At 75.1% G+C, this 25,568-nt stretch carries 23 protein-coding genes; 12 read left to right on the top strand and 11 right to left on the bottom strand.

Annotated elements, in window-relative coordinates; all coding sequences use genetic code 11:
• The first annotated feature begins 39 nt into the window (after positions 1-39).
• The gene (locus DQ239_RS09535; RefSeq protein ID WP_113834176.1) at positions 40-2,748 is read left to right on the top strand and encodes an ATP-binding protein; all 2,709 of its coding nucleotides are present in this window, start codon (positions 40-42) and stop codon (positions 2,746-2,748) included.
• 12 nt (positions 2,749-2,760) lie between these two features.
• Here DQ239_RS09535 and DQ239_RS09530 read toward each other — a convergent pair whose 3' ends face one another.
• Both DQ239_RS09530 and DQ239_RS09525 read right to left on the bottom strand, forming a co-directional pair.
• Positions 2,761-4,212, bottom strand: a complete 1,452-nt coding sequence (locus DQ239_RS09530; protein ID WP_113834175.1) for a circularly permuted type 2 ATP-grasp protein — start codon at positions 4,210-4,212, stop codon at positions 2,761-2,763.
• Entirely contained in the window at positions 4,209-6,062 is a 1,854-nt protein-coding gene (locus DQ239_RS09525) for a S9 family peptidase (RefSeq protein ID WP_113834174.1), read from the bottom strand. The genes DQ239_RS09530 and DQ239_RS09525 overlap by 4 nt, the downstream gene beginning before the upstream one ends.
• Before the next feature lie 342 nt (positions 6,063-6,404).
• Between DQ239_RS09525 and sepH the strand changes: the two genes are divergently transcribed.
• On the top strand, positions 6,405-7,313 hold the full coding sequence (gene sepH / locus DQ239_RS09520) for a septation protein SepH (protein ID WP_113834173.1): 909 nt from the start codon (positions 6,405-6,407) through the stop codon (positions 7,311-7,313).
• 12 nt (positions 7,314-7,325) lie between these two features.
• On the opposite strand, the gene DQ239_RS09515 is transcribed toward sepH, so the two are convergent.
• Positions 7,326-8,021, bottom strand: a complete 696-nt coding sequence (locus DQ239_RS09515) for an HAD family hydrolase (protein WP_113834172.1) — start codon at positions 8,019-8,021, stop codon at positions 7,326-7,328.
• A gap of 71 nt (positions 8,022-8,092) precedes the next feature.
• On the opposite strand from DQ239_RS09515, the gene DQ239_RS09510 reads away from it, so the two are divergent.
• The 3 genes from DQ239_RS09510 to DQ239_RS09500 are packed head-to-tail and all read left to right on the top strand — an operon-like array spanning position 8,093 to position 12,186.
• Positions 8,093-9,868 carry an ABC transporter ATP-binding protein gene (locus tag DQ239_RS09510; RefSeq protein ID WP_113834171.1) on the top strand — a complete coding sequence of 592 codons (1,776 nt, stop codon included), beginning with the start codon at positions 8,093-8,095 and terminating at the stop codon, positions 9,866-9,868.
• Complete coding sequence (locus DQ239_RS09505; protein ID WP_113834170.1) at positions 9,865-11,676, top strand: ABC transporter ATP-binding protein; 1,812 nt, start codon at positions 9,865-9,867, stop codon at positions 11,674-11,676. Before DQ239_RS09510 ends, DQ239_RS09505 begins: the two co-directional genes overlap by 4 nt.
• Positions 11,677-11,712: 36 nt before the next feature.
• Complete coding sequence (locus DQ239_RS09500; protein ID WP_113834169.1) at positions 11,713-12,186, top strand: general stress protein; 474 nt, start codon at positions 11,713-11,715, stop codon at positions 12,184-12,186.
• 71 nt (positions 12,187-12,257) lie between these two features.
• Here DQ239_RS09500 and DQ239_RS09495 read toward each other — a convergent pair whose 3' ends face one another.
• Positions 12,258-13,058 carry an RNA methyltransferase gene (locus DQ239_RS09495; protein ID WP_233489002.1) on the bottom strand — a complete coding sequence of 267 codons (801 nt, stop codon included), beginning with the start codon at positions 13,056-13,058 and terminating at the stop codon, positions 12,258-12,260.
• Between the two features lie 54 nt (positions 13,059-13,112).
• On the opposite strand from DQ239_RS09495, the gene DQ239_RS09490 reads away from it, so the two are divergent.
• The 4 genes from DQ239_RS09490 (at position 13,113) to DQ239_RS09475 (ending at position 16,210) form a co-directional block, all read left to right on the top strand.
• Complete coding sequence (locus tag DQ239_RS09490; RefSeq protein ID WP_113834167.1) at positions 13,113-14,066, top strand: FAD-dependent oxidoreductase; 954 nt, start codon at positions 13,113-13,115, stop codon at positions 14,064-14,066.
• A 61-nt stretch (positions 14,067-14,127) separates the two neighbouring features.
• Positions 14,128-14,847 carry an ABC transporter ATP-binding protein gene (locus tag DQ239_RS09485; RefSeq protein ID WP_113834166.1) on the top strand — a complete coding sequence of 240 codons (720 nt, stop codon included), beginning with the start codon at positions 14,128-14,130 and terminating at the stop codon, positions 14,845-14,847.
• Entirely contained in the window at positions 14,844-15,587 is a 744-nt protein-coding gene (locus DQ239_RS09480) for an ABC transporter permease (protein WP_113834165.1), read from the top strand. Before DQ239_RS09485 ends, DQ239_RS09480 begins: the two co-directional genes overlap by 4 nt.
• 71 nt (positions 15,588-15,658) lie before the next feature.
• On the top strand, positions 15,659-16,210 hold the full coding sequence (locus DQ239_RS09475; RefSeq protein WP_113834164.1) for a TetR family transcriptional regulator: 552 nt from the start codon (positions 15,659-15,661) through the stop codon (positions 16,208-16,210).
• Positions 16,211-16,216: 6 nt separating this feature from the next.
• On the opposite strand, the gene DQ239_RS09470 is transcribed toward DQ239_RS09475, so the two are convergent.
• Positions 16,217-17,053, bottom strand: a complete 837-nt coding sequence (locus tag DQ239_RS09470; RefSeq protein WP_113834163.1) for a thioesterase family protein — start codon at positions 17,051-17,053, stop codon at positions 16,217-16,219.
• Between the two features lie 27 nt (positions 17,054-17,080).
• Between DQ239_RS09470 and DQ239_RS09465 the strand changes: the two genes are divergently transcribed.
• A complete protein-coding gene (locus DQ239_RS09465) occupies positions 17,081-18,049 on the top strand; it encodes an aldo/keto reductase (protein ID WP_113834319.1) in 969 nt (322 codons plus the stop codon).
• 187 nt (positions 18,050-18,236) lie between these two features.
• Positions 18,237-20,051: a heme peroxidase family protein gene (locus DQ239_RS09460; RefSeq protein WP_113834162.1), complete on the top strand. Its 1,815-nt coding sequence runs from the start codon at positions 18,237-18,239 to the stop codon at positions 20,049-20,051.
• A gap of 9 nt (positions 20,052-20,060) precedes the next feature.
• Here the strand turns inward: DQ239_RS09460 and thpR are convergent, their stop codons facing one another.
• The 5 genes from thpR to DQ239_RS09440 are packed head-to-tail and all read right to left on the bottom strand — an operon-like array spanning position 20,061 to position 24,388.
• The gene (gene thpR, locus DQ239_RS09455; protein WP_255411213.1) at positions 20,061-20,603 is read right to left on the bottom strand and encodes an RNA 2',3'-cyclic phosphodiesterase; all 543 of its coding nucleotides are present in this window, start codon (positions 20,601-20,603) and stop codon (positions 20,061-20,063) included.
• An 11-nt stretch (positions 20,604-20,614) separates the two neighbouring features.
• Entirely contained in the window at positions 20,615-21,001 is a 387-nt protein-coding gene (locus DQ239_RS20610) for a hypothetical protein (protein WP_199582857.1), read from the bottom strand.
• Positions 21,002-21,048: 47 nt separating this feature from the next.
• Positions 21,049-22,422, bottom strand: coding sequence for an MFS transporter (locus DQ239_RS09450; RefSeq protein WP_233489001.1), 1,374 nt, complete (start codon positions 22,420-22,422; stop codon positions 21,049-21,051).
• Positions 22,419-22,853: a MarR family transcriptional regulator gene (locus DQ239_RS09445; protein WP_199582819.1), complete on the bottom strand. Its 435-nt coding sequence runs from the start codon at positions 22,851-22,853 to the stop codon at positions 22,419-22,421. The genes DQ239_RS09450 and DQ239_RS09445 overlap by 4 nt, the downstream gene beginning before the upstream one ends.
• 26 nt (positions 22,854-22,879) lie before the next feature.
• Positions 22,880-24,388 (bottom strand): NCS2 family permease, encoded by a 1,509-nt coding sequence (locus tag DQ239_RS09440; protein ID WP_113834161.1) that lies wholly within the window; start codon positions 24,386-24,388, stop codon positions 22,880-22,882.
• 104 nt (positions 24,389-24,492) lie between these two features.
• On the opposite strand from DQ239_RS09440, the gene DQ239_RS09435 reads away from it, so the two are divergent.
• Positions 24,493-24,714, top strand: coding sequence for a DUF2530 domain-containing protein (locus tag DQ239_RS09435; protein WP_113834160.1), 222 nt, complete (start codon positions 24,493-24,495; stop codon positions 24,712-24,714).
• Here the strand turns inward: DQ239_RS09435 and DQ239_RS09430 are convergent.
• The gene (locus DQ239_RS09430; protein ID WP_113834159.1) at positions 24,711-25,547 is read right to left on the bottom strand and encodes a DUF3027 domain-containing protein; all 837 of its coding nucleotides are present in this window, start codon (positions 25,545-25,547) and stop codon (positions 24,711-24,713) included. The genes DQ239_RS09435 and DQ239_RS09430 overlap by 4 nt on opposite strands.
• Between the last annotated feature and the right edge of the window lie 21 nt (positions 25,548-25,568).

Below are 25,568 nucleotides of genomic sequence, written 5' to 3'. Positions count from 1 at the left end.
ATCCGGACCGCCGCGGGGGCGTCGGCCGGGAACCCGTCGATGACCGAACCGGACGAGCGACGCCGTCCGCGGCTGGAGGTGAGTGTGGTCCCCGATTCCCGGTCGGGACCCGGTGGTGACCTGTTCGCCGCGGGCGGTGAGGCGGGCCGGCTCATGGCGGCCTTCGACTGGGCCGCCAGCCCCGTGGGTTCGGTGGACTCCTGGCCGGCCGGCCTGCGCCACGCGGTGCGCACGGTGCTCGTCTCGAAGTTCCCGATGATCCTCACCTGGGGACCGGACTTCACGCAGTTCTACAACGACGCCTACGCGCCCTTCATCGGCGCGAAGCACCCGGCGATCGGCGAGGACATCCGCGACACCCTGGCCGAGGGCTGGGACGCGCTCGGGCCCCCCATCGCGCACGCCATGGAGACCCTCGAGGCCTCCTGGCTGCCCGGCCTGCTCCTGCGGCTGGAGCGCTACGGCTTCGTCGAGGAGACCTACTTCACCGTCTCCCACGCCCCCGCGTTCGACGACGAGGGCCGGGTCGCGGGCATGCACGGCGTGTGCACCGAGGTGACCGGTCAGATCCTCGGCGAGCGCCGGCAGCGACTCCTGCACGACCTCTCCCTGGTCGGCGGCCAGCTCGGCGACGAGCAGGCGACCGTGGCGGCGATGTGCTCGACCCTGGAGGCCGACGCCCTGGACCTGCCCTTCGCCGCGGTCTACCTCTCCGCGCCCGGTGAGCCCGGGTTCCGCCGGGTGGCGGCGACCGGGTGCGACCCGGCCCGTCTCCCGGAGGTGGTCGGGGGCGCGGCCGACCTGGACGGGCTCGTGGCGCAGCTCGGGGTCACCGGCGGCCCCTTCGGGGACCGGGTCACCGACGGCGTGGTCCTGCCCCTCACCGCCTCCCGGGACGGCGAGCCGCTGGGCCTGCTGTTCGCCGGGCACAGCCCCAACCTGGCCCGGGACGCCGAGTACCGCTCCTTCTACGAGCTGGTCGCGGCGCAGTTCGCCGGCGTCGTGGTGAACATCCGCGCCTTCGCGGCCGAACGCCTGCGGGCCGAGTCGCTCGCCGAGCTGGACCGGGCGAAGACGACGTTCTTCTCCGACGTGAGCCACGAGCTGCGGACGCCGCTGACGCTGTTGCTCGGCCCGATCGGCGACGTCCTGGCGAACACCGCCGAGCCCGTGCCCGACCGGGCCCGCGAGGAGCTGGAGCTGGCGCTGCGCAACGGCCGGCGCCTCCAGCGCCTGGTCAACGACCTGCTCGACTTCGCCAGCATCGAGGCGGGGCGGGTGCACCCGGTGCGCGTGCGGACCGACGTCGCGACCTTCACCGCCGAGCTCGCGGGCATCTTTCGCGCCGCCGCCGAGCGGGCCGGCCTGCGGCTGACCGTGGACTGCCCGCCGGTGGCGCAGCCCGCCTACGTCGACCCGCGCATGTGGGAGAAGATCGTCGTCAACCTGCTGGCCAACGCGGTGAAGTACACCTTCGTCGGCGGCATCGAGGTGGCCCTGGACTCCGACGAGGTGGGTCTCCGGCTCACCGTCCGCGACACCGGCGTCGGCATCGTGGCCGACGAGCTGCCGCACCTGTTCGAGCGCTTCCACCGGGTCACCGGGGCCACCGCCCGCACCCGGGAGGGCACCGGCATCGGGCTGGCGCTGGTCCAGGAGCTGGCCGCGCTGCACGGTGGGGACGTCTCCGTGGTCAGCGAACCCGGCGTCGGCAGCACGTTCACCGTGGCGCTGCCCTACGGCGCCCCAGACCTCGGCGCGGACGGGGACGGTGCCGCGGCACGGCCGTCGGAGGCCGCCCGGGGCGAGGCGGCCAGCTGGGAGGACGACACGAGCCGGCCCGGGGAGCCGGCGCCGGGCACGTCCCTGGGCGCGCACGTCCTCGTCGTGGACGACAACGCCGACATGCGCAGCTACCTGGCCCGGCTGCTGGGCGGGCACTGGGCGGTGCGCACCACGGCCAACGGCGAGGAAGCGCTCCAGGCGGTGGCCGAGCGGCAGCCCGACGTCGTCGTCACCGACGTGATGATGCCGCGGGTCGACGGCTTCGAGCTGCTGCGCGCACTGCGGTCGGACCCGGCCACCCGGCACATCCCGGTGATCATGCTGACCGCCCGGGCGGGCCAGGAAGCGTCGGTCGAGGGCCTGGAGGCCGGTGCGGACGACTACCTCGCCAAGCCCTTCCGCGCCGACGAGCTCATCGCCCGGGTCCGGGTGGTGCTGGAGCGCGCCACCGGGCGCACCGGCCCCATCCCGCTCCCCACGCTGCCCAGGGCCGACGGGGCCGCCCCGGTGCCGGCCGCACCGGTGATGCCGTCGGCGGCCCCCGCGGTGGCGACCCCGGCGCCCCGGACGCCCGCCGACCCCGAGCCGGCGGAGGAGCTGGGCCGGTGGCGGCTGCCCTCGGAGCCCGCGGCGGTCCCGGTGCTCCGGCGGGGGCTGCGCGGCGTGCTGGCGGAGATGGGCATCGACGAGGACCGGGCCTACGACCTGCTGCTCGCCGCCGGTGAGGCCGTGACCAACGCGATCGAGCACGCCCAGGACCCCAGCGAGCCGTTCGTCGACGTCACCGTCGGCAGGCGCGGGGACCGGCTGGAGATCGTCGTCCGCGACTACGGGCAGTGGCGCGAGCGCGTGCCCAGCATGGACCGGGGCCGGGGGTCGACGCTGATGAGCGCGTTCGCCGACGTCAGCGCCGTCCCCAGCCCCACCGGGACGACGGTGGTCATCAGCAGCTCGCCGGTCTGAGCGCGGGGCAGCTCAGGGCAGCAGCCAGGTGTCCTTGCCGCCGGGGACGGGCCCGCCGAGGTCCACCTGCGTCCACGGGGCGGGCAGCGCGCGGGTGCCACCGCCGATCGCCACGGAGAACACCCGCAGCCGCGCCGTCCGGGGGTGCAGCGCGCCGCCCACGAGAGCGGGCAGGGTGGTCTCCTCGACCGGCTCCCGGGCCACGAATCGGTGCGGCGCGGCGTCGACCGCTGCGGCCAGCCGCTCGAGCGCCGCGGCTCCGCAGGTGCGGCCGTCCACCGCCCCCTGCCCGCCGTAGCCGGCGACCTCCTCGACGACCAGCTGCTCCAGCCGCCCGCGGACCTCGGCCAGCGCGGCCGGGTCGGCCAGCACCCAGGTGCGCGGCGAGGCCAGGAGCGGCTGCTCGCCGAGGTAGAAGCCGATCATCGCCGGCACCCAGGCGAAGGTTGCGGCGTCGTCGGCGACCCCGTTGCCCGGCACGTTCACCAGGCCCAGCCGTCCGGCCCGCACCGCCTCGGTGAGCTGCACGTCCAGCGCCTGACCCAGCGACGTCCGGTAGGCGCCGAGGCCGCCGTCGTCGAACCGCCGGTACAGGACGTCGACGGGGCGGCGCCGGCCGTCCACCACGATCTCCAGGCCGCCGTCGGCCCGCGGCCAGAGGTCGGCGGCCCGCACCAGCGGCACCCCGAGGGCCTCGGCGAGCACGGCGTGCTCGTAGGAGGAGGCGTCGGTCTCCGCCGCGCTGAGCACGGCGACCTCCGGCGGGCCGGTGCAGGCGGGTGGTGCGGCCTCGTCCAGCGCCCGGCGCAGCAGGGCCAGGGCGGCCCCGGGGTCGGCCGGGGCGCTGCCGGCGAACAGCCCGGGCAGGGCGGCGCGCAGGGCCAGCCGGTCCTCGAGGGCGAAGCCGAGACCTGTCGGTGCGCGCAGCTGATCGGCGGTGACGGCCCATCCGCCGTCGGCGGTGCGGACCAGGTCGGCGGCCGCCAGCCCCGCGCGGGGCTGACCGGGCCAGGCCTGGCTGATCGCCCCGGGGTCGCGGGCCGGGTTGTGCACCACCGCCCACTCCGGCAGCGCTCCCGCGCGGACGATCTCGGGTGCGCGGTCGACGTCGCCGCGCCGGCGGCCCGCCGCGCGGTAGGCGTCCGCGAGGAACGCGAGCAGGGCCCGGTGGCGCTGCTCCACGCCGGCCGCCAGGAGCCGCCACTGCGCCGCAGGCAGCAACCGGGGCAGCGGGTCGAGCGGGACCGGGTGCCGCTCGTGGCGGCCGTCGGTCCAGCTGCCCAGGGCCACGCCCCGGGCCCCGCGCAGCTCGGTGAGGGACCGGGCCGCCGCGCCGAGACCCGCGGTACCCAGCTCCGCGAGCGCCGGCTCGAGGACGGCGTAGTCGGGGCTCAGCCGGCCGTCGGGGGTCACCGCCTCGTCGGGGGTGGGAGCGGGGTAACCGGCGAGCAGTCCGCCGCTCACAGCCAGCGGTCGAACCAGGCGGTCACCCGGCCGCTGAGCTCGACGAGGTGGTCGCGGCCCACCACGGTGTGCCCCTCGCCGGGCAGCAGGAGCAGCTCGCAGGGCGCACCCCGCGCGACCAGCTCCTGGTGCGCCTGCACCGACTCGGCGACGGGCACGTTGGTGTCCCGGTCGCCGTGGGCGAGCAGCAGGGGCGCGGTGACGCGGTCCAGGGCCGACATCGGTGAGATCGCCGCCAGCATGTCCCGGTCGGCGACGGGGTCGCCGTACTCGGTGACGGAGGCCGCCGCCATCCACGGTTCGGTGCCGGCGAAGAAGGTCCGCAGGTCGCTCATACCGGCCAGGGTGGCACCGGCGGCGAACAGCTCGGGCCACCGGGTCAGCGCGACGAGGGTCAGGTAGCCGCCGTAGGACCAGCCGTGCGCCCCGATCCGGCCGGGTGCGGCGATGCCGGCGGTGACCAGCTCGTCCACCGTCGTCCGCACGTCCTCGAAGGAGCCCTCGCGGGCGGCGCCGTCGTCGGAGGTCATGAACGCGCGGCCGAACCCGCCCGAGCCGCGCACGTTCGGGGCGAAAACCGTGAGCCCCGCGGCCACCAGGGTCTGGGTGAGCGGGCTGTACGACGGCCGTTCCTGGCCCTCCGGTCCGCCGTGGAAGCTGACCACGGTCCGGTTCGGGGCGTGCGCGTCCCGCGGGGTGTACAGCCAGCCCGACAGCGGCATGCCGTCCGGTGCCCGGTACTCGTACCGCTCCGGCGCCACCATCCGCCCGGCGGGAGGACGGCGCGCGGAGCCGGGCAGCCGCGCCGGCCGCGCGGGGCCCTCGAGGTCCACCCGCCACAGCGCGCGCGGCGTCGTCGGCCCGGTCAGCTCGGCGATCATCGTGCGGCCGTCCGGGGTCAGCGACCAGCCCGGCAGGACGGCGTCCGGCAGGGGCGCCCGGCGCACCAGCGCGCCGTCGGCCAGGGAGTGCAGGGCCAGCTCGGTCTCCCCGCCGGCGTTCCAGACGGCGAGCACGGTGCCGTCGGGACGCAGCGCGTACCCGTCGAGGTCGGCGTCGGCGCGGTACAGCACCGTCCGCCCCTCCCCCACCGGGCCGTCGGGGCCCAGCGGCACCTCGACCAGGCCGGCGCGGTCGGCGAGCAGCGGGCCCGGCAGCGAGGCACGCAGGTAGACCGCGCGTCCGTCCGCGGCGAAGCGGCCGTCCTCGGAAGCGATCCCGCCCGGTGCGTCCGGCCGGAGGACGGGACGCTGCGTACCCGCCGCCACGTCGACGGCGACGACGTGCCGGAACCCGCGCGGGCCGCGGCGGGCCAGCAGCGTCCGCCCGTCGGCCGACAGCGCCGAGACGGACAGGAAGCCGCCGCGGGCCAGCGTCCGGGAGGTGCCGGTGGCCACGTCGACCAGGACGACGTCGGCGTCGGGACCGGTGCCCGGGGCGATCGAGCAGAGGTAGGAGCCGGGGCCGGTCCAGAGACCGGCGAACACCGTCGCGCGCGGGTCGGCCCCGGCGACGCGGCGTGCGTCGCTGCCGTCGGGCCGCACGACGTGCAGCTCGGCGCAGATGGAGCCCCCGGGGCTCACCAGGTAGGCCAGCCAGGCGCCGTCCGGGGACCAGGCGACGGAGACGACCTCCTGGGCCGGGAGCGACAGCACCCGGGGCGGGTCGCCACCGTCGAGGGAGACCAGCTCCAGGCGCGGGATGCCCGACCGGTCGGTCACGTAGGCGACCTGCCGGCCGTCCGGCGACACGGTGGGGCACCAGGCGCCGGCGGCGCCGGCGACGGACGCGACGACGGCGGGGAGCCTCGCGGGCGCGGCGGGCGCCAGGTCGGTCACGGGGCCGGCCATCGCACCTCCTCGGCTCGTACGGGTGCGTCCCGGGCGGAACGCGATCGGCAGGATTCCACGCCGCCGGGCCGCTCCGGCTCCCCCGGCGACGAACCGACGACGCGCCGTCGCCGCACCTCCCCAGCGGCCACTTCCGTCACAGCGCGCGGGACCACTGTGCCGAGCGCACGTTTCCGGGACGTGTCCTCCGCGTCAGGGCCGATCGCATTCCTGCCCCGCACCCGCGCAGCCGGGACGCGCCGTGCCGCACCGCCTGCGGCCCGCCCCGGGCGCGCGCCGATAGCCTCGGGCCCGGTCTCTCTCCGGAGACCCCGATCGCTGACGCCTGGCAGGAGGTGGCCCGTGCGCACGCTGCGCCTCGTGGGGCTCTCCGACGACGGCTCCAGCCTGGTCCTGGTCGCCGACACCGAGGACGGCGAGGAGCGCTTCTCGCTGCCCGTGGACGACCGGCTGCGTGCCGCCGCCCGCGGGGACTCCCGCCGGCTCACCCAGATCGACGTCGACCTCGGCACCGAGCTCCCGCCGCGGGTGATCCAGTCCCGCATCCGGGCCGGCGAGACGCCCGAGCAGGTCGCCGCGGCGTCCGGGACGCGCGTGGAGCGGATCATGCGCTTCGCCCACCCCGTGCTCCAGGAGCGCGAGCGGGTGGCCGAGCAGGCCCGCGAGGCGCGGGTGCGGCTCACCGACAGCACGCCGGGCACCACGTTGCAGCAGTTCATGACCGAGCGCCTGCGGCTGATCGACACCGACATCGACGCCGTCACCTGGGACGCCTTCCGCAGCGACACCGGCACCTGGGTGGTCAGCGGTGAGTGGCGAGCCGGTGACAAGTCCGGCACCGCACGCTGGACCTTCGACCTGCCCTCGCGCACCGTCACCCCGCTGGACGCCGTGACGACGGACTTCGCCGAGGGCACCCGCCTGGTCCGCGTCGTCCCCGACGTCCCGGCCGGGCCGCCGCCCGCACCCGTCCAGCCGGCCCGGCCGGTGTCCGTCCTGCGCGAGGAGCCCCGACCGGCCCCCGCCGCCGAGCCGGCCGCCGCCGCGCCCGAGGAGCTCCCGGTGCGCGACGTCCATCCGCCCAGCGGCTCGCCAGACGACGCCCGCGCGATGGACACGTTCCTCGACGAGATCGCCGACCACGACACCGTCGTCCTCGGCCGCCCCGGCGAGGACCTCGACTCCGACGACCCCCGCGCCCGCATCCCGGCGTGGGAGGACATCGTCTTCGGGGTCCGCCGCAACCGCTGACCGCCCGGCCGCTCAGCCGCCCCGGGCGGCCCACCGCAGCACGTCGACGTCCGCGCCGAGCTCCTGCCGCAGGCGGTCCAGGTCGCGGGGGGACGGGTCGACGACGTGCGGCACCTCCGCCCGCCGCAGCAGCGGCAGGTCCGAGGCGCTGTCGGAGTAGGCGTGCGCGACGGGGAACCGGACCCCCGCCGCCTCCAGCGCCCGCACCTTCCCCTCCCCCCGCACCGGCACGACCCGCTGCGGCCGGCCCCAGGTGCGCCGGACCAGCCGGGTCCCGGCCACCTCCACGTCGGTGAGGCCCAGGACGGCGCACACCTCCTCGGCCAGCGGCGCCGCGCACCCGGTCGCCACGACCACGCGGTCGCCCCGCTCGCGGTGCTCCCGCAGCCGCTCCAGGCCCACCACCGCGGCCCGCCCGCCCCCGGGACCGGCGTGCTCACCGGCGAACCGCCGCAGCTCGGCCGCGACGGCGTCCTCGTCCCGGCCGGCGAACGCCAGCCAGACCAGGTGGCGCTCCGCGGCGACGCGGGTGACCGGCACCAGCAAGGCCGGCACCCACGCCGGCGCCGAGAGCAGGGCGGCGGCGAGCCGGAGGCGCGACCGGGTGAGCAGCTGCCGCAGGAGGAGCCCGAAGGCGTCGCCGGAGACCAGCGTCCCGTCCAGGTCGAACACCGCCACGGGCCGGCTGTCGACCGGTTCGGCACCCATGCGCGTGATGCTGCCAGCCCCGCCGAAAGTCGGTCGCTCCTGTCGGAGGTGCGGCCTAGCCTCGATTCCCCATGGACGCCGCCACCCCTCCCGACGGCCGGGGCCGGCTCTCCGCCCTGCGCCGGCTGTGGCCCTACGCGCGGCCCTACCGCGCGCTGATCGCGCTGACCTTCGCCGCCGCACTCCTGGCCACGCTCGCCCAGCTCGCGGTCCCGCTGGTCACCGCCGCCGTCGTCGACGGGCCGATCGCCGAGGGCGACCGCGCCGGCCTCGTGCCGCTGCTGGGGCTGGCCCTGCTGTTCGGCGTCGCGGAGGCCGCGCTGTTCTTCCTCCGCCGCTGGGCCATGACCCAGAGCTGCCTGGCCATCGAGCGCGATCTGCGCGGCGCCCTCTACCAGCGGCTGCAGCGCCTGCCGGTGGCGTTCCACGACCGCTGGCCGTCGGGCCAGCTGCTCTCCCGCGCGTCCAGCGACATGTCCACGGTGCGCCGCTTCGTGGGGTTCGCGGCGGTGTTCCTCGCGGTCAACCTGATCACCTGCGTCGTCGTCGCGGTCCTGCTGCTGGTCACGTACTGGCCGCTCGGCCTCGCCGTGCTGCTCACCACCGTCCCGCTGACCGTGCTCGGCCAGCGGTGGGAGCGGCGGTACAACGTGCAGTCCCGCCAGGTGCAGGACGAGCAGGGCGAGCTGGCCACCGACGTCGAGGAGGCCGTGCAGGGCATCCGGGTGGTCAAGTCGCTCGGGCGGCGCGGCCTGGTGTTCGACCGCTTCGACGGCAAGGCCCGGCGGCTGCGCCGGCTCGAGCTGGACAAGGTGCGCACGCTGGCTCTGCTGTGGTGCCTGTTCGAGCTGCACCCGCAGCTGACGCTGGCGCTGATCCTGGTCGGTGGCGCGACCGCGGTGAGCACCGGCGCCCTCACCGTGGGCGGGATGATCGCCTTCGTCGCGCTGTTCACCGTGCTGCTGTGGCCGATCCTGTCGCTGGGCTGGCTGTTCGCCTTCGCGCAGGAGACCGCGAGCGCCTGCGACCGCATCGGCGAGCTGCTCGACGAGCCGCTGACCGTCACCGACCGGCCCGGTGTCGTGCCGCAGCCGGTGGGGACGCCGGCCCGGCTCGCCTTCGAGGGCGTCGGCTTCCGGCACCCCGGCCCGGCCGGTCCGGTGCTCACCGGGGTCGACCTGATCGTCGAGCCGGGCGAGACCGTCGCGCTCGTCGGGGCGACCGGCTCGGGCAAGACCACGCTCACCTCGCTGGTCGGGCGGTTGCAGGACGTGACCGAGGGCCGGGTCACCGTGGACGGCGTCGACGTGCGCGACCTGCCGCTGGCCCAGCTGCGCGGCGTCGTCGCCACCGCCTTCGAGGAGGCGACGCTGTTCTCCATGAGCGTCCGGGAGAACCTGACGCTCGGGCGTGCCGACGCCACCGACGCCGACATCGCCGAGGCGCTGCGCGTGGCCCAGGCGGAGTTCGTCCACGACCTGCCGTGGGGCCTGGACACCCGCATCGGGGAGCAGGGCCTGTCCCTCTCCGGTGGCCAGCGGCAACGGCTGGCGCTGGCCCGCGCGGTGCTGGGCCGGCCGTCGGTGCTGGTTCTCGACGACCCGCTGTCGGCCCTCGACGTGCACACCGAGGCACTCGTGGAGCTGGCGCTGCGCGAGGTGCTGTCCGGGACGACGGCGCTGGTGGTGGCCCACCGGCCCTCCACCGTGCTGCTGGCCGACCGGGTGGCGCTGCTGGCCGGCGGCCGGATCGCCGCCGTCGGCACGCACTCGGAGCTGCTGGCCGCGCACCCGGCCTACCGCGACCTGCTGGCCCAGGAGAGCGACCTGGCGGAGGTGCTCCGGTGAGCGCCCAGGACTGGCGCGGGGTCGCGACCGAGGACTCCGACGACCTCCCCCCGGACGCCGGGATCTTCCTCCGCGCGCGCTCGCGCCGGCTGCTCGGCGAGCTGCTGCGCCCGCACCGGCGGTCGCTGTGGTGGCTGCTGGCGACCGTCGTCGCCCAGAACGCCGCCTGGCTGGCCGGCCCGCTGCTCATCGGCGTGGGCATCGACGTCGCGGTGCCGGCGCTCGTGGAGGGGGACTTCTGGCCGCTGGTCTGGATCACCGCGGCGATGGTCCTGGCGGCGGCGCTGGACACCCTGCTGCGCTTCGTCTTCCTCACCGTCTCCGGCCGGGTCGGCCAGGCGGTGCTGCTGACCCTGCGCCGCCGGGTGTTCACCCACGTCCAGGTGCTGCCGCTGTCCTTCCACGAGCGGTACACCTCGGGCCGCACCATCAGCCGGCTGACCAGCGACGTCGAGGCGCTCGCCGAGCTCCTGGACGAGGGCCTGGACGGGCTGGTCACGGCGCTGTTCAGCGTGCTCGGCATCGGCATCGTGCTGGTGGTGCTCGACCCGCCGCTGGGCCTCACCGCGCTGCTCGGCTTCCCGGCGCTGTTCTGGGTGGCGCGCTGGTTCCAGCGCAACTCCACGGCGGCCTACCGGCGCACCCGGGAGACGATCGCCGCGCTGATCGTCCAGTTCACCGAGACGTTCGGCGGCATCCGGGCGGTTCAGGCGTTCCGCCGCGAGCCGCGCAACGACGAGCTGTACGCCGTCCTCAACGAGGACAACCGGCAGGCCCACCACCGGGCGTTCTGGCTGATCGCCGTGTTCGTCCCGGCCGTGGTGCTGATCGGCAACCTGGTCACCGTGGCCGTCCTCGGCTACGGCGCGCTGCGGGTCATGGACGGCGCGATGGCCGTCGGCACGCTGGTGTCCTTTTTGCTCTACCTGCGGCGGTTCTTCGACCCCCTGCAGGACATCGCGATGTTCTACAACAGCTACCAGTCGGCGACCGCGGCGCTCGAGAAGCTGTCCGGGGTGCTGGAGGAGACCCCGAGCGTGCCCGAGCCGGTCGACCCGGTGCCGCTGCCGGCCGCGTCGGGCGAGCTGGTGTTCGACGACGTCCGCTTCGGCTACGGCGAGGCCACGGTGTTGCCCGGTCTGGCGCTCACCCTGCCGCCGGGGCAGACGGTGGCGCTGGTGGGCACCACCGGCGCGGGCAAGTCGACGCTGGCCCGCCTGGCGGCCCGATTCTACGACCCGGTCGCGGGCGAGATCCGGCTGGACGGCGTCCCCCTGCACCGGCTGGCCGACGCCGACCTGCGGCGGGCGGTCGTGATGGTGACCCAGGAGAGCTTCCTGTTCTCGGGCACCGTCGCCGACAACATCGCCTTCGGTCGCCCGGGAGCCGACCGCGCCGAGATCGAGCGCGCGGCCCGGGCCATCGGGGCGCACGGGTTCATCACCGCCCTGCCCCAGGGCTACGACACCGAGGTGGACAAGCGGGGCGGGCGGCTGTCGGCCGGGCAGCGCCAGCTGGTCAGCTTCGCGCGCGCCTTCCTCGCCGACCCGGCGGTGCTGATCCTCGACGAGGCGACCAGCTCGCTCGACGTCCCCAGCGAGCGGTCGGTGCAGCACGCCCTGCGCACCCTGCTCGCCGACCGGACCGCGCTGATCATCGCCCACCGGCTGTCCACCGTGGAGATCGCCGACCGGGTGCTGGTGATGGAGGGCGGCCGGATCGTCGAGGACGGCTCCCCCGCCGACCTCGTGGGCGGCACCGGCCGCTTCGCCGCGCTGCACCAGGCGTGGGCCGACAGCCTGGTCTGAGTGGAACACCCGCCCGGGCTGGGTAGTTCAGCAGGCATGAGTGCTTCGGTGTCCATGCCGCTGGGCGGCGTCCAGGTCGGCTCCTACGACAGCTACGAGCGGGCGCAGGCCGCCGTCGACCACCTCTCGGACGAGAAGTTCCCCGTCGAGAACGTCACGATCATCGGCTCGGACCTGCGCCAGGTCGAGAAGGTCCTCGGCCGGCTCACCACCGGCCGCGCGATCGCCGCCGGCGCCGCGGGTGGCGCGTGGTGGGGTCTGTTCGTCGGCCTGCTGCTCGGCATCTTCGCCGTCGACGGCAGCGACTGGATCGGCTCGGTGCTGACCGGCCTGCTCATCGGGCTGGTCTTCGGCGCGCTCTTCGGCTGGATGGGCTACGCGGCCACCCGGGGACGGCGGGACTTCACCAGCACCAGCGCGATCATCGCTGCCCGCTACGACGTCATGTGCCAGCCGGCCCACGCCGAGCAGGCCCGCGAGATCCTCGCCCGCTTCTCCCTCCGCTACTGATCTGCTTCTCCGCGGAAAAGCGGCCTGCTTTTCCGCGGAAAAGCGGTCTGCTTTTCCGCGGAGAAGCAGGGTCAGCGCAGGGTGGCGAAGGCGATGGCCGCGGCGGCGGCCACGCCCAGGGAGTCCACGCCCGAGCGCATCGGGATGCGGGCGCGCACCGAGGCCGCCCGCTGCGCCTCGGGGGTGAGCCCCGGGCCCTCGGCGCCCAGCAGGACCGCGGTCCGCCGGTGCTCCCCCGGATCGACGTCGGCCAGGTCGACGGCGTCGGCGGCGGGGGTGAGCGCCACCGTCCGGTAGCCCGCGTCGTGCAGCCGGTCCAGGCTGGCGGGCCACTCGGGCAGCACGGCGAACGGCAGCGACAGCACGTGCCCCATCGACACCCGCACCGACCGGCGGTACAGCGGGTCGGCGCAGCGCGGGTCCAGCAGCAGCCCGTCGATGCCCAGCGCCACGGCCGAGCGGGCGATCGAGCCCAGGTTCTCGTGGTCGTTGAGCGCCTCGAGGACGGCCAGCCGGCGCGGCGCCGCCGGGTCCGGGCCGGCCAGCAGCTGGTCGAGGTCCGCCGGGGGCAGCCGGTCGGCCGAGGCCAGGACGCCCCGGGTCAGCCGGAAGCCGATGACCTCCGACAGCACCCACTTGTCGGCGACGTAGACGCCCACGTTCTCCGGCACCTCGAGGCTCTCGACGCGCCCCGGCACCCCGAACACCGCCCGCACCCGGTACGGGGAGAGGAGCAGCCGCTCGACGGCCGCGGTCCCCTCGACGATCACCGGTGCGGTCCCGGCCGGGGCGCCGGCCGGGCGGTCACCGGCCTTGAGGTCGCGGAAGTCGGCCACCCGGGGGTCGGCGGGGTCGGTGATGGTCACGGGCACCCGCGCGATTGTGCCGGGCGGGCGCCGGCGCTCCGCAGCCCCCAGGATCGGGCCATGGCACTCGAGCGCGGACCCCTGACCGTCGTGGGGGCCGGCATCGCCGGTCTGGCCTGCGCCCGCGTCCTGGCGGAGGGGGGCCATGACGTCGAGGTGCTGGACCGCGGGCGCGCCCCGGGCGGGCGGCTGTCCTCGCGCACCGTGCGCGGACGCCCGGTGGACCTCGGTGCCTCCTACCTCACGGCCGGCGAGGGTTCCCCGTTCGCCGACGTCGTGGCCGGCTGGGTCGACCGCGGGCTGGCGCACCCGTGGACCGACACCTTCTCGGTCGTGGGGCCGGACGGCTTCCGGGAGCGGACGTCCGGGCCGCTGCGCTACGGCACCCCGGAAGGCATCCGCAGCCTGGCGGCCGATCTCGCCGCCGGCCTGACCGTCCGGTCGGGCACCCCCGTGCGCACGGTGACCGCCGGCCCCGCCGTGGACGGCCGGCCGGTGCCGGCCGTCGCGCTGGCCATGCCGGCGCCCCAGGCTGCGCGGCTGCTCGACCCGGCGGGCCCCGTGGGCGGCCTGGTCGCCGGCGAGGTCTGGGAGCCGGCGCTGGCGGTGGTGCTCGGCTGGAGGCAGCGACGCTGGCCGGCCGACCTGCACGGGGCCTTCGTGCACGACGACCCGGCGGTGGCGTGGATCGCCGACGACGGCGACCGGCGCGGCGACGGCGCCCCGGTGCTGGTGGCCCACACGACCGCCGGCCTGGCCACCCGGAACCTCGAGACCCCCGCCGCCGCGGTCCCGGCGGTGGTGGCGGCGGTGCGTGCCGCCCTGGGCATCGCCGAGGAGCCCGTGTGGACCGAGGTGCAGCGCTGGACCTTCGCCCGGCCGGCCGCACCGCGGGACGAGCCGTTCGCCCTGGTCGACGGCGTCGGGCTGTGCGGGGACGGCTGGCACGCGCCGGCGAAGGTGGAGAGCGCCTGGTCCTCGGGCACCGCGCTGGGCCGCGCGCTCACCGCTTGACCGACGGCGCCGAACTCATCTAGCGTTGAGTTCATCAGCCGTTGACATCGAGGGAGGCGTCATGGACGCCGTCGTCGTCCGGGACCTCGTGGTCGAGCGCGGCCGTCGCCGCGTGCTGCAGGACCTGTCGTTCGCCGTTCCGCCGGGCCAGGTGACCGGCCTGCTCGGACCGAGCGGGAGCGGGAAGAGCACGCTGATGCGCGCCGTGGTCGGGGTGCAACGGGTGCGCTCCGGGCAGGTCACCGTGCTGGGCGAGCCGGCCGGTTCGCCCGGCCTGCGGACCCGCGTCGGGTACGTCACCCAGGCCCCCAGCGTCTACGCCGACCTGACCGTCCGGGAGAACGCCCGCTACTTCGCCGCCCTCTACGGCCGCGGCGCACGGGAGGCCGACGCGGCCCTCGCCGACGTCGGGCTCCACGAGGCGGCCTCCCAGCTGGTCGGGAACCTCTCCGGCGGGCAGCGCGGCCGGGCCTCGCTCGCCTGCGCCCTCGTCGGCGAACCGGAGCTGCTCGTGCTGGACGAGCCGACCGTCGGGCTCGACCCGGTGCTGCGCGTGGAGCTGTGGGAGCGCTTCGCGGGGCTGGCGGCGGCGGGCACCACCCTGCTCGTGTCCAGCCACGTCATGGACGAGGCGGCCCGCTGCGACCGGCTGCTCCTGCTCCGCGACGGCGCCCTGCTGGCCGACACCACCCCCGCCCGGCTGCGCGCCGACGGCCGGAGCGATGACCTCGAGCAGGCGTTCCTCACCCTCGTGCGCGCCTCGGAAGCGGCAGCGGCATGACCGCGGCCACCGCGGGCCGGGTCCTGCGCCAGCTGCGCCACGACCCCCGCACGATCGCCATGATGCTGCTGGTCCCGAGCCTGCTGCTGGGGCTGCTGTACCTGCTGTGGAAGGACCTCCCCACCGCACCGGGGCAGACCAGCACCTTCGACCGGGTCGGGCTGACGATGCTCGGGATCTTCCCGTTCGTGGTCATGTTCCTGGTGACCAGCATCGCGATGCTGCGGGAGCGCACCTCGGGCACCCTCGAGCGGCTGCTCACCACTCCGCTGTCGCGGCCGGCCCTGCTGTTCGGGTACGGCACCGCGTTCGGCCTCGCGGCCACCGTGCAGGCGGTGGTCACCGTCGCCGTGGCCACCACCGTCTACGACCTGGAGGTGGCCGGCTCCCTGGCGCTCGTGGTGCTCATCGCCGTCGTCAACGCCGTCCTCGGTGTCGCCCTCGGGCTGCTGGCCAGCGCCTTCGCCAGCAGCGAGTTCCAGGCCGTGCAGTTCATGCCGGTGATCGTGCTGCCGCAGTTCTTCCTGTGCGGTCTGCTCGTGCCTCGCGAGCAGATGGCCGGCTGGCTGCAGGCGGTCAGCGACGTCCTCCCGCTGACCTACGCGGTCGAGGCCCTGCAGGAGGTGGGACGCTCGACCGAGGCCACCGGCAGGATGTGGGCCGACACCGCCGTCGTGGCCGGGGTGGCCGCCCTCGCGCTCGCCCTGGCGGCCGGCACCCTGCGGAGGAGGACCAGCTGAGCGAGCAGCCCGGCACAGGCGGAACCCGGCGGCCGGGACGGCGCCCCGGCAACTCCGGCGCCCGCGAGGCGGTGCTCGCCGCGGCCCGGGCCGCGTTCGCCGAGCGGGGCTTCGACGGGGCGACGATCCGCGGCATCGCCACGGCGGCCGAGGTGGACCCCGCGCTGGTGCACCACTACTTCGGGAGCAAGGACCAGCTGTTCCTCGCGGCGGTCGAGGCGCCGGCGGATCCGGCCGAGCTGCTGCCCACGGTGCTGGCCGGCGGGCGCGACCGGCTCGGCGAGAGCGTCGTCCGCCTGCTGCTGCAGGTCTGGGACGGGCCGATGCAGCCCGCCGCGCTGGCGCTGGTCCGCTCGGCGGTGGGCAACGAGTGGGGGGCGAAGCTGCTGCGCGAGTTCCTGGTCACCCAGGTGCTGCGCCGCGTCGTCGGCTCGCTGGACCTGCCGCCCGAGGAGGCGGAGGTGCGCGGCGCGCTGGTCGCCTCCCAGCTGATCGGACTGGCCATCGGCCGCTACGTGCTGCGCATCGAGCCGCTCGCCTCGGCCGAACCCGACTGGCTGGTCGCGACCGTCGGCCCGACCGTGCAGCGCTACCTCACCGGCGCCGTCGACCTGCCGGGCTGATCCGGGTCAGCGGCCGCGCGAGAGCCGGGCGAGCTGGCGGGCCTGGACGACCAGCCGGCCCTCGGAGTCCCAGATCGTGCAGTCCTCGTCGATCCAGCCGCCGGCGATCTGGGTGGCGCGCGCCTCGGCGAGGCACCAGCCCGGCGCCGGCATCGCGCGCACGAGCACCTGCAGCTGCACGGTCGGCGCCCAGCCCCGCTGTCCCATCGCGAAACCCAGCGGCGGCAGCACGTCGGAGAAGGTGAGCAGGGCCAGCGGGTCGGCCGGGCGGCCGTCGACGAACCGGATCCACGCCCGCATCACCGGCTCGTCGGACGGCTCCCCCACCGTCCAGCCGGCGGTCGCCGGGTCCAGCCGGCTGTCGACGTGCCGGCTCAGCCCCGGCCGCTTGGCCGGGTCGGGGTTGAGCCGGGCGGAGAGGTCGACGCACTCGTCCGGCGGCGGCATGTCGGGCATCCGCGAGGCGTCGTAGTCCGGGGTCTCGTCGCCGAGGGTCGCCGTGGTGGCCTGGACGACGATCGAGGGGCCGGCGCCGGAGCTGGACAGCGTGACGACGGAGTGCGCCAGCGTGCGCCCGGCGGCGCCGGGCGTGACCTCGATCGCGGCCTCCCCCGCCGGCGTCGGCCGGACGTAGCTCGCGGCCACCGCGACCGGGTGCGGGTGCGGGCTCTCCGACACCGCGGCGCGCGCCGCGACCGACAGCAGGTAGCCGCCGTTGAGGATGCCGCCGCCCACCTGCCAGGTCTGATCCAGGTCGGCCAACAGCCCACCCCCCTCGCCCCGCCGCACCGCGGTGGCGGTGTCGAAGTCGTAGGTCGGCTGGACGTCGTCGGTCTGCGGCACGCATCACAGAGTGCCAGGGTGATCGACATGGACTACACGCACCTCGGCCGCAGCGGCCTCACGGTCTCCCGCCTGTGCCTCGGCACGATGAACTTCGGCTGGAAGACCGAGGAGGCCGACAGCCACGAGATCATGGACCGCGCCCTGGCCGAGGGGATCAACTTCTTCGACACCGCGAACGTCTACGGCTTCGACGCCGGCAAGGGCCGCACCGAGGAGGTGCTCGGCACCTGGTTCGCGCAGGGCGGTGAGCGGCGGGACAAGGTCGTGCTCGCCACCAAGGTCTACGGCGGCATGTCGGACTGGCCGAACGACACCTTCCTCTCGGCGCGCAACATCGTGCGGGCGTGCGAGGCCTCGCTGCGCCGGATGCAGACCGACTGGATCGACCTCTACCAGTTCCACCACGTCGACCTGCGCACGCCGTGGGAGGAGATCTGGCAGGCCTGCGAGACGCTCGTCGCCCAGGGCAAGGTGCTCTACGTCGGCTCGTCCAACCACGCCGCCTGGCAGCTCGCCGCCGCCAACGAGGCCGCGGCGCGGCGCCACTTCGTGGGTCTGGTGAGCGAGCAGTCGCACTACAACCTGCTCACCCGGCACGTCGAGCTCGAGGTGCTCCCGGCCGCCCAGCACTACGGCATCGGCATCATCCCGTGGAGCCCGCTGGCCGGCGGCCTGCTCGCCGGCGTGCTGGAGAAGACCGAGGGCGGACGTCGCAACGAGGAACGGACCCAGGCGCGCATCGAGGAGCACCGGCCGGCGCTGGAGCAGTACGAGGCCTTCTGCCGCGAGCTCGGGGCCGCGCCCGCGGACGTCGGTGTCGCCTGGCTGCTGCACCAGCCGGCCGTCACCGCGCCGATCGTCGGGCCGCGCACGATGGAACAGCTCGAGGGCGGTCTCCGCGCGCTCGACGTGACGCTGACCGACGACCAGCTGGCCCGCCTCGACGCGATCTTCCCGGGTTACAAGGCGGCACCGATGGAGTACGCATGGTGACGACCTCCGCAGTTTCGACATCGCACCGCTGTCGGCCGGACACGTAGCGCAACACGCCGTCCTCTGACCCCCAGTTCTGGGGGGCCTGACCCCCTCCGGATACGTGTGTCCGGGACCCCCGCCCTCGACCGACGCTCGTCCCCGCCGGGCAGCCGACGGGGCCGCTCGCGCGCGAGGGCGGGGGATCATGCGCGAGTTCGACACGACGTCCGGAGCGGTCTGCCCCTTCAGCGGAGCCCGGGCCGCCGAACCACCTGCGGCCGCCGCCGGCACGCTGTCCCGGCGGTCGATGATCGCCGGCCTCGCCGGACTCCTCGCGATGCCGGTGGTCGCCGGGCTCGGTGGCACGGCACAGGCGGCGCCGGCCCGCCGCCCTCCGGCCGCGCCCGCCGCGCCGCGCCGGCCCGCCCGGGCCACCCGCGGCGCCCACGCCGTCGGCAACCCGCGGGGCAGCGACATCGCGGTGCGGGCGGGCCGGGACAAGGAGGCCCGGTTCGGGGTCATGTTCAAGCGCCTGCCGGCGTTCAACCCGCCGGACGCGCTGCTGCTCGCGCTGGCTGCGCAGATGAACGACGGCAAGGCGCCGCTCAGCGACGTCAAGGACTCCGACGTGGAGTTCGACAACCCCGGCATCCCGGCCGGTTACATCTACCTGGGTCAGTTCATCGACCACGACATGACCCTGGACAAGACGCCGCTCTCGCAGCAGCAGCAGGACCCGCGGGCCATGACGAACTTCGACACGCCCCGGTTCGACCTCGGCAGCGTCTACGGCAAGGGACCGGCGGGGAGCCCGGAGCTCTACGACCGCGACCGGCCCGGCTACCTGCTCGTCCACGAGCACGACGGCCTCGTCGACCTGCCGCGTGACGAGGTGGGTGCGGCCTACCTCGGCGATCCGCGCAACGACGAGAACCTCATCGTGGCCCAGCTGCACGTGGCCTTCCTCCGGCTGCACAACAAGCTGCGCGACGACGGCGCGACGTTCGAGCAGGCCCAGCAGCAGGTCCGCTGGCACTACCAGTGGCTGATCGTGAACGACTACCTGCCCCGGATGGTCGGCCGGAGCGTGGTCGACGGCCTGCTCCGCCGCCGCGGGGCCGGGCCGATCACGGTCGCCTGCCGGTTCTACACGCCCCGGAACAAGCAGCGGCCGTACATGCCGGTCGAGTACTCGGGCGCCGCGTTCCGCTTCGGGCACAGCATGATCCGCGCCGAGTACGAGATGCAGGACGGTCACACCGTGCCCATCTTCGGCCGTGACGGCTACGAGGACCTGCGGGGCAGCCGGCCGATCCCGCACGACCTGTGGGTCGACTGGAACTACTTCTTCGACATCCCCGGCATGAGCACCCCCGACGACCGCAACATGTCCCGGAAGATCGACACCCAGCTGTCGCTCCCGCTGTCCTCCCTGCCGTCCACCGTGGTCGCGCCGACCGCCGGTGCCATCGTCTCGCTGGCCGAGCGCAACCTGCTCCGCGGGAAGCGGCTGGGCTTGCCGTCGGGCCAGGACGTCGCGGCCGCCATGGGCCTCCGGCCGCTGACCAACCAGGAGCTGGGCCTCACCGGCAAGGACTGGCAGCGGCTGAAGAAGGCGCCGCTCTGGTACTACATCCTCAAGGAGTCCGAGCTGCTGGGCGGGAACCGGCTGGGCCCGGTCGGGGGCACGATCGTCGCCGAGGTGATCCTCGGGCTGATGGCCTGCGACCGCGACTCCTACTTCACCACCAACCCCTCCTTCCATCCCGGCGACGGCTACGCCATGGGCCACTTCCTGCAGTGGGCAGGCGCCATCGATCCGCGCGCCTTCGAGAAGCCGGCGGAGGAGGTCCCCGAGCCCGACGTGGAGGAGCCGGAGGCCGAGGAGCCGGACGTGGAGGAGCCGGACGTGGAGGAGCCGGACGCCGAGGAGGAGGAGGGCATCGGCGGTGCGCAGAAGCTCGAGCCCGACGAGGTCATCCAGCCCGAGGCGACGGCTCCGGTGCCGGGCGTGGTCTGAGCGGGCCGCTCAGCCGACGCCCCACGCCCCCACCGTCTCGTAGCGGGGCGCCGGGCCGAGGAAGCTCTGCCACAGCCGCACCTCGGTGACCGGCCAGAACGGGCCGCGGTAGGAGGCCAGCCGGTCGGTCAAGGTGCCGTCCGCCGGGTGACCCGTCCGCCATCGGCCGAGGGTCAGGTGCGGCCGGAACGGCCGCTCCTCCACGGGCAGCCCCAGCGTCCGGGCTCCGGCGGCGAGCCGGGCGGCGAGGTCGGTGAGCGGGCGGACGTCGCCGTCGAGCCCGGCCCAGGCCACCGACGGCCGTCGGGCGGACCCGAACCGGCCCCCGCCGGCCAGGCGCAGCCGCATCGGTGGCGCGACGGTCACCGCGGACGCGGCCCGGGCGACGAGCTCGGGGAGAAGCGGGTGCTGCACCGCACCGAGGAACAGCAGCGTGAGGTGCCAGCGCCCCGGATCGGTCCAGCGCGGTGCGCCGGGCAGGTTCCGCAGCGGCCCGATCGCCTGCTCGAGGTGGGTGCGCGCCGCCTCGGGTGGGTCGACGGCGAAGAACAGCCGGGCGGCGGTCAGTCCCCCACCGCCAGCCCGGCGGCCTCCAGCTCGGCGAGCAGCCGCAGCCGCTCCGCGTCGCGCGCCCGTCCGAGCGGCTCGGTGGTCAGCGTGTGCGGCACCGCGAGCATCCGTGCCGCCTCGACGAGCACGTCGTCGAAGGCGGCCTGCAGCGCCCTGCGCCGCGCCATCGGCGCACCGGCGGGCACCAGGCCGAGCTGGCGGCGCAGCCGGCGGACGTCGGCGGCCACGGCCTGCAGCGGCCGCCGGTCCAGCGGCGGCAGGGTGCGCGCATGCCGCCGGGCGGCCAGCTCGGCCAGCCACCGCTCGGTGGGACCGAAACCGACGACGACGGCGCAGAACGCGGCGAACATGAGCCCGAGCGCGATCAGCGAACCGGTCATGGCATCTCCGGACCGTCGTGGGCCGACGAGCCGACGGTACCCGCGGATCAGCCGCCCGACGACGCGGACTGCACGCCGGGCGCCCGGCCGGCGACGACCTCCTCGGCGGCCCGCTCGGCCGGCGGTGCGACGGCGCGCTCGCTCACGTGCAGGCGCATCCACGGCCGCTCGCGGAGGGGCTCCAGCCGCACGGCGCGGCCCCGGGCCAGGAGGGCTCCGGCCACCCCGGCGGCCACGAGCACGATCCCTCCGCCGAGCAGCAGGCCCCAGCGCGGGCCGAGGTGCTCGGCGATCACGCCGATCAGCGGCGCCCCGATCGGCGTCCCACCCATGAAGCACATGAAGTACAGCGCCATGACCCGGCCGCGCATCTGCGGGTCGACGCCCAGCTGCACGAAGCTGTTGTTCGCCACGCTGAAGACCAGGGCCGCCGCCCCCGTGGGCACCAGCAGCACGCCGAACCAGACGTAGCCGGGCATGAGCCCGGTGACGATGGTGAGGACGGCGAAGACCAGCGCGGACCCGACGAGGAAGCGGCGCCTCGGGCGGCGGCTGCGGCGGGTGGAGAGCAGCGCGCCGCTGAGCGAGCCGACGGCGAACACGGTGGCCAGCAGGCCGAACGCCTCGGCACCCAGCTGGAACTCCTCGCGGGCCATCAGCGCGATGGTGATCTGGTAGTTGAAGCCGAAGGTGCCCACGACGAAGGCCAGCCCCATCGCCAGCACCAGGTCGCGGTGCGCCCAGGCGTAGGCCGCCCCCGCGCGCAGCTGTCCCTTGCCGCGGGCGACCGGCGCGCTGGGCCGCAGCTCGTCGGCGCGCATCGAGGCCAGCGCCAGGATGGTGACGCCGAAGCTGGCCGCGTTGATGAAGAACGCCGGGGCGGTGTTGCCCGAGGCCGCGCCGATGAGCAGCCCCGCCACCGAGGGGCCGACGAGGCGGGCGCCGTTGAAGATCGTCGAGTTGAGGCTGACCGCGTTGGTGAGCAGCTCCGGGCCGACCATCTCCGAGACGAACGACTGCCGGACGGGCGCGTCGATCGCCGCGGCCGCCCCGAGACCGGCGGCCAGCACGAAGACGTGCCACAGGGCCACCGAGCCGGTGGCCACCAGGACGGCGAGCACCAGGGCCAGCAGGCCCATGGAGGCCTGGGAGATCTGGAGCAGCCGCCGCTTGGGGTAGCGGTCGGCGAGCAGCCCGCCGTAGGGGCTGAACAGCACGGTGGGCGCGAACTGGAGGGCGGTGATCAGCCCGAGGGCGACGCCGCTGTCGTCGGAGAGCTGCAGGACCAGCCAGTCCTGGCCGATCCGCTGCATCCAGGTGCCGGTCTGGCTGACCAGGTTGGCCGAGGCGTAGCGGCGGTAGTTGGGCACCCGGAGGGCACGGAACATGCCGCCGTCCGAGGTGGTCTGCGCAGCGCTCACCCGGCGGCCAGCTCGTCCATGATCGCGGCCGCGTCGCGGAGCACCGCCCGCTTCTCGGGGCTGAGCGCCTGGAGCTTCTCGGCCAGCCACGCGTCCCGGGCGCGTCCCTCGGCCGCGAGCAGCTCCCGGGCGGGGTCGGTGAGATCGAGGACCACCTGCCGCCCGTCGGTGGGGTGCGGCGTCCGGGTGAGCAGCCCCATCCCCTCGAGCGCCACGACGACCCGGGTCATCGACGGCGGCTGCACCCGCTCGTGCGCCGCCAGCTCGCCCGGGCTCATCGGCCCGTGCCGCTCCAGCGTGGACAGCGCGGAGAGGTGGGTGATGGTCACCGACGTGTCGACCCGCTGGTGCCGCAGCCGGCGCGCGAACCGCATGACCCCGAGCCGCAGGTCGTGCGCCAGCGCTGCGGTGTCCAGCGTCGTCCGGGTCACATAGTTAGCTTATCTCACTAACCGCCCTAGAACACCTGCTGCAGCGGCTCGAGAGCGAAGTAGACGACGAACAGCACCGCGATGACCCACATCAGCGGGTGGATCGCCCGGCGGCGCCCGACGGCCAGCTGGAGCACGACGTAGGAGACGACGCCGGCGCCGATGCCGTTGGTGATCGAGTAGGTGAACGGCATCAGCGCGATCGTGAGGAACGCTGGGATGACCAGCGACATGTCGTCCCACGCGAGGTTTCGGATCTGGGTGATCATCAGCGCGCCCACGATGACCAGCGCGGGTGCCGCGGCCTCGGACGGGACCATCTCCACCAGCGGCGTGAACAGCATGGCCACGAGGAACAGCACGCCGGTGACGATGCTGGCCAGACCCGTGCGGGCGCCGTCGGCCACACCGGCGGTGCTCTCGATGTAGGTCGTGTTCGACGAGACGCTGCCGGCACCACCAGCCGCGGCGGCGAGGGAGTCGACCAGCAGCACCGGCTGGGACCGGGGCAGGTTGCGCTTCTCGTCGAGCATGTCGCCCTCGGCACCGACGGCGGTGACCGTGCCGACGGTGTCGAAGAAGTCGGCGATCATGATCGAGAAGACGATCAGCAGCGCGGCGATGACGCCGATCCGCTCGAAGCCGCCGAACAGCGAGAAGTTGCCGATCAGCGACAGGTCCGGGCTGCTCACGACGTCGTCGGGCAGCTGGGGCACCTGCAGCGCCCACCCGCGGTCGTTCACCGCGCCGTCCGCGCCGAAGCGGGGGCCGATGTCGGCGATCGCCTCGACGACGATCGCGAGGACGGTGGTCGCGATGATGCCGATCAGCAGGGCGCCCTTGACCTTGCGCACCACGAGCACGGCGCTGAGCAGCAGGCCGATGACGAACACGAGCATCGGCCAGCCGGCGAGCTGCCCACCGTCACCGAAGCTGATCAGCGGGTTGCCCGGCCGGATCACCCCGGCGTCGGCCAGCCCGATGATGGTCAGGAAGAAGCCGATGCCGACGGCGATCGCCGTCTTCAGCTGGGCCGGGATGGCCTCGAAGACCGCCCGCCGGAAACCGGTGAGCACCAACAGCGTGATGAGCAGGCCCTCCAGCACGACCAGGCCCATGATCTCGGGCCAGGACAGCTGGGTGCTCGCGTAGACCGCGACGATGGCGTTGATGCCCAGGCCGGTCGCAAGCGCGAAGGGATACCGGCCGACGACGCCCATGAGGATGGTCATGACGCCGGCGATCAGCGCGGTGACCGCGGCGACCGAGGCGAAGGGCAGCGAATTCCCGTCGACGTCGGCGCCGGACAGGATGATCGGGTTGAGCACCACGATGTAGGCCATCGTGAAGAAGGTGGTGAGCCCGCCGCGGACCTCGCGCGTGACCGTGGAGCGCCGGGCGGTGATCTCGAAGTAGCGGTCCAGGCCGTTCCTCGGCTTGGCCCGCGGGCCCTCGCTGCGGTACGGCCGGGCGGGTGCGTCGGCGACGACGTCGGCGGGCGTGTCGCCCGCGATCGAGCGGGGCTGGTCGGCCATGGTGGTACTCCCGGGGCGTGCGGCGGCGGTCGAGCGGCGACAGCGTGCCACAGGCGGAATCCCGTGCTACTACGGGCTGGGAACCAGGGTCCTAGAGTCGCACCGTGCCGACCCCGACGAAGCAGGCCCCTCCCTCGCTGCAGGTGGACACCGCCCGGGTGGTCGTCGTCGGCATCGGGCTGTGGGCGGTGGCCCTCGTCGTCGTCCTGCTGCTGGGCGACCGGGTGGACGCGCTGTGGACCTGGACGTGCCTCGCCGCCATCGGCCTCGGCGTCCTCGGTCTGGGCGTCATGCGCTGGCAGGGCCAGCTGGGCCGGAAAGACTAGTCGCTCAGGACGTCGTAGGTCCCCGTGTCGTAGCGCGCGGTGTGGACCACTTCGGTCGGGTCCGCCACCACGAGGGTGGCCTGGCTGTGCGCCCCGCAGCCGTAGTCGGCGGTGACGACGCGGCCGTCGGCCGGGGCGTAGGCGTTGCCGCAGGCGCCGACCCGCTGCCGGAGCGAGCCGGCCAGCGGCAGCCAGAAGCCGCAGCTGGCGCACGGGCCGGGGGCGGAGCGGGCCATCGCGGAGGCCGGGCCGAAGTCGCCGTCGGCCCAGCGGGTGGCGGCGTCGGCGCGGCCCTCGGCCGACATGACCCGTTCGCGGCCCAGGCCCAGCTCGGAGGCGACGATCCGGCCCTCGGGGTCGTCGGCGGAGTCGTCGTCGGCGGTGTAGGCCGGCACCAGCCGCGGGTCGTCCTCGGTGGAGGGCAGCACGTCGCCGACGGAGAGGTCGCCGGGGCGCAGCCGCTCGTGCCACGGCACCCACGCCGGCGCCAGCAGCGCCTGCTCGCCGGGCAGCAGCACGACCTCGTCGATGGTGACCTCGTCGTCGCCGGGCGCCGCGGCCACCGTGACCGCCCAGTGCCACCCCACGTAGCCGGGCAGCCGGCTGGCGAAGGTGTGCGTCGCGGTGGCGCCCAGCTCCTCGGCCGGCACCTCGCCGGTGACCGGCGCGGCGACCTCCGGCTCGACGCCGAGGTGCTCGCCGACGAGGGCGGGATCGCCGGCCGTCTCCGCCGCCGCGGCGCGCGCCTGCTCGACCGCCGCCGCCTCCGTCAGGGACGCGGGGAGGGAGGAGGCGGACCGGGGGTGGGCGACGGGATCGGACACGTCGCCCATGGTCCCAGAGGACGCCGGTCC

Source organism: Blastococcus sp. TF02-09, from assembly GCF_003319105.1.
Lineage (GTDB): Bacteria > Actinomycetota > Actinomycetes > Mycobacteriales > Geodermatophilaceae > Blastococcus.
Note: the sequence above shows the minus strand (reverse complement) of the source record. Positions and strands in the feature narration are given on the sequence as shown.

Coding starts and splice junctions, on each gene's coding strand:
- DQ239_RS09510 (WP_113834171.1), top strand. CDS start 8,093: ATGGACGCCGCCACCCCTCCCGACGGCCGGGGCCGGCTCTCCGCCCTG.
- DQ239_RS09465 (WP_113834319.1), top strand. CDS start 17,081: ATGGACTACACGCACCTCGGCCGCAGCGGCCTCACGGTCTCCCGCCTG.
- DQ239_RS09525 (WP_113834174.1), bottom strand. CDS start 6,062: ATGGCCGGCCCCGTGACCGACCTGGCGCCCGCCGCGCCCGCGAGGCTC.
- DQ239_RS09480 (WP_113834165.1), top strand. CDS start 14,844: ATGACCGCGGCCACCGCGGGCCGGGTCCTGCGCCAGCTGCGCCACGAC.
- DQ239_RS09500 (WP_113834169.1), top strand. CDS start 11,713: ATGAGTGCTTCGGTGTCCATGCCGCTGGGCGGCGTCCAGGTCGGCTCC.
- DQ239_RS09485 (WP_113834166.1), top strand. CDS start 14,128: ATGGACGCCGTCGTCGTCCGGGACCTCGTGGTCGAGCGCGGCCGTCGC.
- DQ239_RS20610 (WP_199582857.1), bottom strand. CDS start 21,001: ATGACCGGTTCGCTGATCGCGCTCGGGCTCATGTTCGCCGCGTTCTGC.
- DQ239_RS09535 (WP_113834176.1), top strand. CDS start 40: ATGACCGAACCGGACGAGCGACGCCGTCCGCGGCTGGAGGTGAGTGTG.
- DQ239_RS09490 (WP_113834167.1), top strand. CDS start 13,113: ATGGCACTCGAGCGCGGACCCCTGACCGTCGTGGGGGCCGGCATCGCC.
- DQ239_RS09430 (WP_113834159.1), bottom strand. CDS start 25,547: ATGGGCGACGTGTCCGATCCCGTCGCCCACCCCCGGTCCGCCTCCTCC.
- DQ239_RS09515 (WP_113834172.1), bottom strand. CDS start 8,021: ATGGGTGCCGAACCGGTCGACAGCCGGCCCGTGGCGGTGTTCGACCTG.
- DQ239_RS09440 (WP_113834161.1), bottom strand. CDS start 24,388: ATGGCCGACCAGCCCCGCTCGATCGCGGGCGACACGCCCGCCGACGTC.
- DQ239_RS09460 (WP_113834162.1), top strand. CDS start 18,237: ATGCGCGAGTTCGACACGACGTCCGGAGCGGTCTGCCCCTTCAGCGGA.